The following is a 10072-nucleotide window of genomic DNA, read 5'->3' as shown; positions in this document are numbered from 1 at the left end:
CACTCGAACGGGGCCGTGCCGACGGTGCCTCCCGAGGCACCGTCGACACCTCGGTCGGCCCCGGCTCCGTCGGCATGGGGTCGAAGGTGCCTTCGGGTACCGAAGGATGAATGGTAGAGGGGTCGCCCGCGGGCAAGGCCGGCTGGTCGACGAAGCCGCCGGAGGGCACCGGTGCGGGTACGCTCTCCGCGCGCGCCGCGCCGGCGGTCGAGAGGACCGATGCGATGACGGCCACCGTGAGGAATCCGCACACGCGGGCACGAACCATCACGTACCTCCGATTGCTCCATCCCGACTTCCGCGAGAAGGACCCGGACCCCCCAGGTGATGCTCAGCCTATCGAGAGGGACGTTTCCGAGAAGTGACGGTGAATGACCGATCGCGAACGCCGGGTGTCATCGGTTTCCCGGGGCCTGCCTCACACCGGATCGGCGGGCCTCGCCGGGAGCCGCATCTCGAACGTCGTGTCACCCGGCGTGCTCTGCACCGTGAGCGTGCCGTTGTGGGCCTCCACGATCGCCTTTGCGATCGACAGCCCTAGACCGGTGCCGCCGGTCTTGCGGTCGCGTGAGCGATCCGCGCGGGCGAACCGCGCGAACAGCTGCGGTGCCACCGTCGGGTCGATGCCCGGACCGTCGTCGTGCACGCGCAGCACCGCGTCGTGACCCTCTCGCGTCACCGACACCGTGACCTCGGTGCCCGCCGGGGTGTGCGTGCGGGCGTTGGCGAGCAGGTTGGCGACGACCTGGTTGAGGCGCGACGTGTCGCCGGCCAGCTCGACCGGCTCGTCGTCCACGTCGATCGACCACGCGTGGTCGGGACCGGCGGGTCGGGCGTCGCCGACGGCTTCGACCGCGAGGCGCGTGAGGTCGACCGTGCCGTAGACGAGCTCCTGCCCCTCGTCGAGGCGCGCGAGCAGCAGCAGGTCCTCGACGAGCGTCGTCATGCGCAGCGACTGCGCCTGGATGCGCTCGAGCGACTGCTCGGTCGTCTCGACGGCCATCGCGATGCGCTGTCGGCTCTCGTCGTCCTGCGCCTGGCGCATCGCGCGCAGCGAGAGCTCCGAGAACCCGCGGATGGATGCCAGGGGCGTGCGCAGTTCGTGACTGGCATCCGCCACGAATCGGCGCATGAGTTCTTCGTTGCGCTGACGGGCGGCGAGCGAGGCGTCGACCTTGTCGAGGAGCGTGTTCAACGCCGCGCCGACCCGGCCGATCTCGGTGTGCTCGTCGACCTGATCCGCCGGCACGCGCTCGTCGATGGCGACATCGCCCTGGTCCATGCGGATGGATGCCACCCGGGCGGCGGTCTCGGCCACGGAGCGCAGCGGCCGCAGACCCACCCGGATGACGATGGCGATGATCGCCGCGAGCAGGAAGAGTCCGCCCGCCGTGACCAGCGCGACCGTGGTCAGGATCGCCCCGATCGTCGCGGTCACTTGACTGAGCGGCAGCCCCAGGACCGCCACCGTGCCGGTCTGGTTGGCCGTCACCCCGATGCGGTAGTCCCCGAGTCCCGGCAGGTCGATGGTGTCGGAGTCCGGCAGCCCCGTGGCCACGGCATCCCGGATCTCATCGACTTGGGCCTCGTCGAGCGCCCGCACCGACCGTCCGTCGACGTACGCCCCGGTGTCGCCCCGGCCGGGGGTGCGCAGCACCAGCACGGTGCCATCCGGGAACGGGCCTCCGGCCAGCGCGTCGATGGCGGTCGTCGAGGGCCCCACCTGTTGGACATTGCGCACGGCCGCGGCGACCTGGGTGTTCAGATTGCTCTGCAGGACCCCCGAGATGATCGCCGCGGTGGACACCGCGATCATCACCAGGATGAATGCCACCATTCCGATGACCGCGGCCATCAGCCGCGACTGCAGCGTCCAGCGGTGGCGTGCCTCGACCCGTCTCACTGAGGGGCTTTGATCATGTAGCCGACGCCGCGGACGGTGTGGATGAGCGGCTCGTGGCCCACGTCGATCTTCTTGCGCAGGTACGAGATGTAGAGCTCGACGACGCTGGAGCGGCCACCGAAGTCGTAGTTCCAGACGCGGTCGAGGATCTGGGCCTTGGACACGACGCGGCGCTGATTGCGCATGAGGAAGCGCAGCAGCTCGAACTCCGTCGCGGTCAGCTCGATCTCGGTTCCCGCTCGGACCACCTCGTGGCTGTCCTCGTTGAGCGAGAGGTCGCCCACGCGCAGGATCGGCTCGGAGTCACGCGTGAGCGCGGTGCCCGCGCGACGCATCAGTCCGCGCAGGCGCGCCACGACCTCCTCCAGGCTGAAGGGCTTCGTCACGTAGTCGTCGCCGCCGGCGGTGAGTCCGGCGACGCGGTCGGCGACGGCGTCCTTCGCGGTGAGGAAGAGCACCGGCACGTCATTGCCCGAATGGCGCAGCCGCTGCAGCACGGCCATGCCGTCGAGGTCGGGCATCATGATGTCGAGCACCATGGCATCCGGTTCGAAGTCCCGGGCGGCCTGCAGCGCGTCGAAGCCGGAACCGGCCGTGCGCACCTCCCACCCCTCCATGCGCAACGCCATCGACAGCAGGTCGGTGAGCATCTGCTCGTCGTCGACGACGAGGACGCGGAGGGCGCTGCCGTCCGGGCGGGTGAAAGCGGGGGCGCTGGCGGTCGCGGTCATGAACTCATTGTGTCGGCGTATCTATGAGCTTTCTATGGCGCTCGCTATGCGCTCGCTGTGAAGTCGACGTGCGTTGGCGATCAGGACGGCCGCGAGCACGCCGAGAGTCGCGCCGAGCGTGTTCGCCACGACGTCGCGCAGGTCTGCGACACGGGTGGGGAGGAACAGCAGCTGGGCGGTCTCGATCGCGGCGCTGAGCGCGAGACCCGCCAGGATGCCGTGCCACGGGCGCCCGCCCCAGGCCACGACGAGCAGGCCGAAAGGGAGGAACATCGCCACGTTGGCCGAGAACTCGACGAGGTCGAACGTCACCCACGCGGTCGGCGGCCACCCCGAGAGGAGGTCGAGGAGCCCGCGCACGAGACCCCCGGTTTCGGGCCCGTACGGCTCGGGCCGCAACGTCATCCACCACAGCCCGGCGGCGTACAACGCCGAAGCGGCGACGAGCAGTGCCCGTCGCCGCTTCGCTGAGACCTGGCTCAGTGCGTGTCCTCGGCCTCGATCTCGGTGCGGTCGCCCGACCAGAGGGTGTGGAACGTCCCCGCCTTGTCGATCCGGCGGTACGTGTGCGCCCCGAAGAAGTCGCGCTGGCCCTGGATGAGGGCGGCCGGCAGACGCTCGGCGCGCAGGCCGTCGTAGTACGCCAGCGACGAGCTGAAGGCGGGGGCGGGGATGCCGCTCGCCGCCGACAGCGCGACGATGTGGCGCCACGCGTCCTGCGCCCGGCCGAGGGCCTCGACGAAGTAGGGCGCGGTCAGGAGCACGGGAAGCTCGGCCTCGGCGTCGTACGCCTCAGCGATGCGGTTGAGGAACTGCGCGCGGATGATGCAGCCGCCGCGCCAGATCTTCGACACGGCCCCGAGGTCGATGTTCCAGCCGTACTGGGCGGCACCCGCGCGGATCTCGTCGAAGCCCTGGCTGTACGCGACGATCTTCGAGGCGTACAGGGCCAGACGCACCTGCTCGATGAACGCGTCGGCATCCTCGCCCGAGAGCACGTCGGTGCCCGCGGGGCCAGGGAGGTCGCGGGACACCTCGCGCTGCTCGGGGTGGCTGGACAGCGAGCGGGCGAACGTGGCCTCGGCGATGCCCGACACGGGGACGCCGAGGTCGAGCGCGGTCTGCACCGTCCAGGCGCCCGTGCCCTTGGCACCGGCCTGGTCGAGGATGACGTCGACGAGGGGCGTGCCGGTCTCGGCGTCCGTCTGGCGCAGCACCTCGGCGGTGATCTCGATGAGGTAGGACTCCAGCTCGCCGCGGTTCCACTCGGCGAAGACGTCGGCGATCTCGGCCGGGGTCTTGCCGGTGGCGCGGCGGATGAGGTCGTAGGCCTCGGCGATGAGCTGCATGTCGGCGTACTCGATGCCGTTGTGCACCATCTTGACGAAGTGGCCGGCGCCGTCGTGGCCGACGTGGGTGACGCAGGCCTCGCCCTCGGCGACCGCGGCGATCGACGTCAGGATCGGGCCGAGCGTCTGCCACGACTCGTCGGAGCCGCCGGGCATGAGGGAGGGTCCGAGGAGGGCGCCCTCCTCGCCGCCGGAGACGCCCATGCCGACGTAGTTGATTCCGGTCTCGCGGACCGCCTTCTCGCGGCGGATGGTGTCGGTGAACAGCGCGTTGCCGCCGTCGACGATGATGTCGCCGGGCTCGAAGACCTTGACGAGCTCGTCGATGACGAAGTCCGTCGCGCGACCGGCCTTGACCATGATGATCGCGGTGCGCGGCCGCGACAGCGACGCGGCGAAGTCGGCGTAGGAGTACGCGTCCACGAACCCGGCTTCGGGGTGCGCGGCCACGAGGTGCTCGGTCTTGTCGGCGCTGCGGTTGAACACCGCGACGGTGTTGCCCTCGCGGCTGGCGAGGTTGCGGGCCAGGTTCGAGCCCATGACCGCCAGCCCGACGACACCGATGTTCGCGTTGGCTTCTCCCTGACCCTCGGGACGGGAATCGGCCTCCGCGGTGGGGCGATCGACCTCCTCGGGGGCGGGCGCACCCTCGTGGTGCGGAGCGGCCTCGTGCGGTGCCTGGTCCTGGTCGGTCGAGGGTCCGGTCGGGGAGGGGGTCGACGTCATTCGTTGCTCCGTGTTCACGTGCGGAAGAGGGGGACGGACGGGATCGGGTCCCCCGCCACTGTATCGGCTCGGTCCGACGCGGTTCAGGCGCCGCGGGACAGGTGCAGTCGGGCGATGACAGCGTCGACCTGCTCTTGCGGCGTCATGTCGAGGTCGACGCGGATCGCCTGCTCATCGGCATCCGGGATCTCCAGGGCCTCGAACTGCGACGTGAGCAGCGACGGCGGCATGAAGTGCCCCTGGCGGCGGAGCAGGCGTTCGAGGACGAGCGCCGGGTCGCCCATCAGCAGCACGAACGTCACGTCGTCGCGGCGCAGCACGTCGCGGTACCGGCGCTTGAGGGCGGAGCACGTGATGACGCCGGGCCGACCCGCGGCGATCTGTCCGTCGATCCAGGCGGCGACGCGGTCGAGCCAGGGCCCCCGATCGTCGTCGTTCAGCGCGTGACCGGCGGCCATCTTGGCGACGTTGGCGGCGGGATGCAGATCGTCGCCTTCCTGCAGGTCCCAGCCGAGGCGGCCGGCCAGAAGCGCGGCGACGGTGGATTTCCCGGTCCCTGCCGGGCCCATGAAGACGAGGACGGGTGCGGTGCTGTCCAAGAGGCTCTCTCTTCGTCGATGTGCGGGGGCGCTCAGATGGTGTGGCGGACTTCCGAGAGCACGGCGGCCACGTAGCGGCGGGTGTGCTCTTCGGCGGCGTCGGGATCGGCGCGCCCGATGGCTGCCGCGGTCTCGACGTGATTGTGCAGGGCGTGGGGGTTCGGCACGCCCGGGGTCAACCCGTGGAGCGCGCGCCCCTCGATCGCCGCGGCGATGGGCGCGCGGGCGGCGGCGAGCATGAGGTTGCCGCTCGAGACGAGGATGAGGTCGTGGAAGGCGATGTCGGCCTCCAGGTATTCGGCGGAGTTGCCGAGCCCCGCTGCCCCGAGCCGGGCCAGCTCCTCGGCCAGGCGCAGGATCTCGCCTCGCTGCACGTCCGTGGAGCGCTGCGCGCTCAGGCGGGCGGCGATGGGCTCGATCGCGGCGCGCAGTTCCGTGGTGTTCACGATGAGCTGGTCGCGGCGGGGTCCGGCGAGCTGCCAGCCGATCAGACGCGTGTCCAGCGCGCTCCAGGCGCTCGGTGGACGCACGGTGACACCCACGCGACGGCGCTGTTCGACCAGACCCATCGCCTCGAGGACGCGCACGGCCTCGCGGACGACCGTCCGGGAGACGCCGTACTCGGTCTCCAGCCCGCCGAGCGTGAGGACCGTGCCCGGGGCGAGGCCACCGTCCGCGATCCGTCGGCCGATCGCATCGGTGACGGAGCCGTGTGAGGCTCGGGCCATGACCCCTCCTTAGGTACGACCATATCTTGTCAAAAATATGATCATTGTGTGAAGATCGTGCGACGCCTCGCGGCAGGAGCCGATCGAGGCAGCCGCGCACGGCGCGCGACCGACCATCGTTAATCAATGGAGATCTTCTTGGACGACTGGACTCAGACACTCGGAACGGCCCCGCTGTTGGCCATCGCGGCGGGAGCGATCGCCCTCATTCTCGTCCTGATCATCTGGCTGAAAGTGCACGCCTTCCTGGCGCTGATCATCGTGTCGCTCGTGACGGCGTTCGTCGCCGGCATCCCGGTGTCGGCGATCGTGAGCACTCTCACCGGAGGGTTCGGCGGAACGCTCGGCACCGTCGCGCTGCTCGTCGCGCTCGGAGCCATGCTGGGGCGCTTGATCGAGCATTCCGGTGGTGCCCGGTCGCTCGCGGAGATGTTCGTGCGAGTGTTCGGCGAGAAGCGGGCCCCGTTCGCGCTCGGCATCACCTCGCTCGTCCTGGGCTTCCCGATGTTCTTCGACGCGGGCCTGGTGATGATGCTGCCGATCATCTTCGCGATCGCGCGGCGCGTCTCGCGCACGAACGTGCTGCTGTTCGGCCTCCCCGCCGCCGCGGCCTTCTCCGTCATGCACGTCTTCCTGCCGCCGCACCCCGGCCCCGTCAGCGCGAGCGAGCTGTACGGCGCGAACCTCGGAATCGTGCTGCTGGTCGGCCTCATCATCGCCTTCCCCGTCTGGTACGTCTCGGGCTACCTGTGGGGCAAGTTCGTCGCCCAGCGGATCCAGCTGCCGGTTCCTGCCCTCTTCGGCGAGATCGACGACGACCAGCCGGTCAACGCCCCCAAGCCCGGGACCGTCATCGCGGTCCTCCTGCTGCCGATGCTGCTGATCTTCCTCAACACCGGGCTCTCGACCCTCGCCAGCGCCGGCGCCGTCTCGACGGACGACACCTGGGTGCAAGTGCTCATCCTGCTCGGCAACTCCGCCGTCGCCCTGCTGATCACCGTGATCGTGGCCACCATCGTCTTCGGCTTCCGCCGCGGCGAGAAGGGCACGGCGATCGAGAAGGTCGTCGACTCGTCGCTCGGCCCGGTGGCATCCGTCATCCTCATCACCGGCGCCGGAGGCATGTTCGGCGCGGTCCTTCGCGCCTCGGGCATCGGCGACGCCCTCGCGGACAGCTTGAGCGACCTCGGCCTGCCGATCATCGTCGCGGCCTACATCATCGCCGTCGTGCTCCGCCTGGCGCAGGGATCGGCGACGGTCGCGCTCGTCACCGCCGCGGGCCTCGCCGCCCCCGCCGTCATGGCCGGTGACTTCTCGCCCCTGCAGGTCGCCGCCATCACCCTGGCGACCGCGGCCGGCTCGGTGTTCGCCGGGCACGTGAACGACTCCGGCTTCTGGCTCGTCGGCCGCCTCATGGGCATGGACGTCAAGACCACCCTGAAGACCTGGACCGTGCAGCAGGCGATCGAGTCGGTCCTCGGCTTCCTCGCCGCGCTGGCCGTCTTCGGCGTCGGCGCCCTGATCTGAGCCGGGGGCAGAACGAATGAGCACTTCCCTGTTCGACGTCAGCGATCGGCTGGCGCTGGTCACCGGATCCTCCCGCGGCCTCGGGCGGTCGCTCGCGACCGGCCTCGCCCGGGCCGGAGCGCGCGTCATCGTGCACGGCCGTGACGTCGCGGCCGTGGAGACGACCCGTCGGGAGCTCGAGGAACTCTCGGGCCGGCCCGCCGCGTCGGTCGTGTTCGACGTGACGGATGCCGCGGCCACCCAGGCCCAGCTCGAGCGCCTGATCCAGGAGGTCGGGGTTCCCGACATCCTCGTCAACAACGCCGGGGTGCAGCGGCGCGCGCCGATCCAGGAGTTCGCCGTCGCCGACTGGGACGACCTCATCGCGGCGAACCTCTCGGGCGTGTTCTACGTGACGCGCTTCCTCGCCCCGGCGATGGTGGAACGAGGGTCCGGGAAGATCGTGAACATCGCGTCCGTCCAGTCGCGGCTGGCGCGGCAGACCATCGCGCCGTACTCCGCGGCCAAGGGCGGCGTCGCCCAGCTCACGGCGGGGATGGCGGCCGACCTCGCCCGCCACGGCATCCAGGTGAATGCGCTGTCGCCCGGCTACTTCGCGACGGAGATGAATCGCGATCTCGTCGACGACGCGCAGTTCACGGCGTGGCTCACGGAGCGCACGCCCGCGCGCCGCTGGGGCGACTTCGCCGAGCTCGACGGTGCGCTGCTGTTCCTGGCGTCGGATGCCTCGAGCTTCGTGTCGGGCCAGAACATCTTCGTCGACGGCGGAATGACCGCGGTCGTCTGAGGGAAGGACGAGACATGCAGGCACTCTTCATCGACGCCGCCCGCGAGGCGGCGGTGCGCGACATCGCCGTTCCGGAGCCCGGGGCGGACGAGGTCCGGATCCGGGTCGACTACGTCGGGATCTGCGGTTCGGATCTGCACTACTACTTCCACGGGGCCAACGGAGCGTTCGTCGTGCGCGAGCCGCTCATCCCCGGTCACGAGCTCTCGGGGCGGATCGATCACGACCCCGCGGGTCGCTGGGCCGCCGGAACCCCGGTGACCGTGCACCCGGCCCGGTTCGGCCGACCGCGTCCCGGAATCGAGGACGATCCGCACCTGTGGCCCGGGGGCTCCTACTTGGGGAGCGCCTCGACGTGGCCGCACACCCAGGGCGCGGCCGCGGAGTACCTCGTCGTCGACCGTCGCATGGTCAGGCCTCTGCCGGACGGCGTCACGGTGCGCCGGGCGGCGCTCGCCGAGCCGCTCGCGGTCGCTCTGCACGCGCTCGGAAAGGCCGGATCCGTCGAGGGTAAGAGCGTGCTTGTCACGGGATCCGGTCCGATCGGGCTCATGGCCGTGGCCGCCTCCGCGGCGGCCGGAGCACGGGTCACCGCCACGGATGTCCTGCCCGGACCGCTCGCCCGGGCGCGAGAGCTGGGCGCGACCGAGACCGTCGACGTACGGGCGGAGGAACTCCCCGCGGGAGCGTTCGACGTCGTCCTGGAGTGTTCGGGTGTGCCGCAGTCCATCTCGGCGGCCCTCCGGGCGGTCCGGATCGCGGGGACCGTGGTGCAGGTCGGGATGCTCCCCGACGCGGAGCGATCGGTGAACCTCGCCCCCTTCATCGCCAAGGAAGTGCGCTATCTGGGCAGCTTCCGCTTCGCCGACGAGATCGATCAGGCGATCCGCCTGCTGGTCGAGCGGCCCGCCATCGAGGCCGCGATCACGCACGAGTTCCCGCTCGCGGAGGCCGAGACCGCCTTCGCCACCGCTCAGGACTCCGATGCGTCCGGAAAGGTGCTGTTCGCGCTGTAGGGCGCGGTATCCGCCGGCACGCAGACGGCGCCGAGCCGCTCGGGCCCGGCGCCGTCCGTCGTTTCTTCGGCGGGAAGCGGTCAGTGCTTCTTGTAGTTGGCGTTGCGCCCGAGCGAGAAGAGGGCGCCGATCGCGCCGACGGCGCCGATCGCGGAGATCACGCCGATCGTCCAGAGCACGACGTGAGAGAAGAGGCCGCTGTCCATGAAGTTCCTCCGGTCGGTGGGGCTCCCCAAATCCTACCGGTGCGTCTCGCGCAGCCGGTGCGGCGGCCCGGTCGAACGCGGAGCGCGTCGCTGGTAGACTTCCGGGGAACTTCGGCGAGGGATGCAACCTCGTGCGCCCGGGCGGTGCGCGTGGCATCCGTGATCGACGCGGTGATGCAGGCTCCCGGCTTTCCTCACGCGCTCGCGTTCGAGTCGAATCCAGACCACATACGTGCGGACACCGTCCGCTCACAAGCTGCGGGACCCGTGCCCGCGAGGAGAACATCATGTCGGAAGACAACAAGGTCGTCGCGGAACTCCGCGAGAACTTCGGCAAGGGCTTCGCCCGTCGCCTCCGTGCCGCGGGCAAGATCCCGGCCGTCATCTACGGTCACGGCACCGACCCGCAGCACGTCGCGCTGCCGGGCCACCAGGTCGCGCTGCTGATCCGTCGCGCCAACGCGCTGCTCGACCTCGACATCGCGTGCAAGAGCCATCCC

The 10072-nt window shown here is 70.4% G+C and carries 10 protein-coding genes and 1 pseudogene; 4 read left to right on the top strand and 7 right to left on the bottom strand.

Features of this window, described 5'->3' with window-relative positions; translation table 11 throughout:
- Positions 1–418: 418 nt before the first annotated feature.
- From LQV45_RS11380 to LQV45_RS11355, 6 genes are all read right to left on the bottom strand, one after another.
- On the bottom strand, positions 419–1903 hold the full coding sequence (locus LQV45_RS11380) for an ATP-binding protein (protein WP_308288853.1): 1485 nt from the start codon (positions 1901–1903) through the stop codon (positions 419–421).
- Positions 1900–2634 carry a response regulator transcription factor gene (locus LQV45_RS11375; protein ID WP_230007120.1) on the bottom strand — a complete coding sequence of 245 codons (735 nt, stop codon included), beginning with the start codon at positions 2632–2634 and terminating at the stop codon, positions 1900–1902. The genes LQV45_RS11380 and LQV45_RS11375 overlap by 4 nt, the downstream gene beginning before the upstream one ends.
- Positions 2635–2655: 21 nt before the next feature.
- Complete coding sequence (locus LQV45_RS11370; RefSeq protein ID WP_290370236.1) at positions 2656–3063, bottom strand: VanZ family protein; 408 nt, start codon at positions 3061–3063, stop codon at positions 2656–2658.
- A gap of 50 nt (positions 3064–3113) precedes the next feature.
- Positions 3114–4709 carry an NADP-dependent phosphogluconate dehydrogenase gene (gndA, locus tag LQV45_RS11365; protein ID WP_230007118.1) on the bottom strand — a complete coding sequence of 532 codons (1596 nt, stop codon included), beginning with the start codon at positions 4707–4709 and terminating at the stop codon, positions 3114–3116.
- 83 nt (positions 4710–4792) lie between these two features.
- Entirely contained in the window at positions 4793–5308 is a 516-nt protein-coding gene (locus LQV45_RS11360) for a gluconokinase (RefSeq protein ID WP_230007117.1), read from the bottom strand.
- 32 nt (positions 5309–5340) lie between these two features.
- The gene (locus LQV45_RS11355; RefSeq protein WP_230007116.1) at positions 5341–6036 is read right to left on the bottom strand and encodes a FadR/GntR family transcriptional regulator; all 696 of its coding nucleotides are present in this window, start codon (positions 6034–6036) and stop codon (positions 5341–5343) included.
- 138 nt (positions 6037–6174) lie between these two features.
- Between LQV45_RS11355 and LQV45_RS11350 the strand changes: the two genes are divergently transcribed.
- The 3 genes from LQV45_RS11350 to LQV45_RS11340 are packed head-to-tail and all read left to right on the top strand — an operon-like array spanning position 6175 to position 9366.
- Positions 6175–7563 carry a GntP family permease gene (locus tag LQV45_RS11350; RefSeq protein ID WP_230007121.1) on the top strand — a complete coding sequence of 463 codons (1389 nt, stop codon included), beginning with the start codon at positions 6175–6177 and terminating at the stop codon, positions 7561–7563.
- Positions 7564–7579: 16 nt separating this feature from the next.
- Positions 7580–8350 carry an SDR family oxidoreductase gene (locus tag LQV45_RS11345; protein ID WP_230007115.1) on the top strand — a complete coding sequence of 257 codons (771 nt, stop codon included), beginning with the start codon at positions 7580–7582 and terminating at the stop codon, positions 8348–8350.
- A 14-nt stretch (positions 8351–8364) separates the two neighbouring features.
- Positions 8365–9366: a zinc-binding dehydrogenase gene (locus LQV45_RS11340; RefSeq protein WP_230007114.1), complete on the top strand. Its 1002-nt coding sequence runs from the start codon at positions 8365–8367 to the stop codon at positions 9364–9366.
- 80 nt (positions 9367–9446) lie between these two features.
- Here LQV45_RS11340 and LQV45_RS35655 read toward each other — a convergent pair whose 3' ends face one another.
- Entirely contained in the window at positions 9447–9572 is a 126-nt protein-coding gene (locus tag LQV45_RS35655) for a hypothetical protein (RefSeq protein WP_290370235.1), read from the bottom strand.
- 287 nt (positions 9573–9859) lie between these two features.
- On the opposite strand from LQV45_RS35655, the pseudogene LQV45_RS11335 reads away from it, so the two are divergent.
- Positions 9860–10072, top strand: a pseudogene (locus LQV45_RS11335) (50S ribosomal protein L25); the annotation flags it as partial.

The organism is Microbacterium sp. Bi128 (assembly GCF_918698205.1).
Note: the sequence above shows the minus strand (reverse complement) of the source record. Positions and strands in the feature narration are given on the sequence as shown.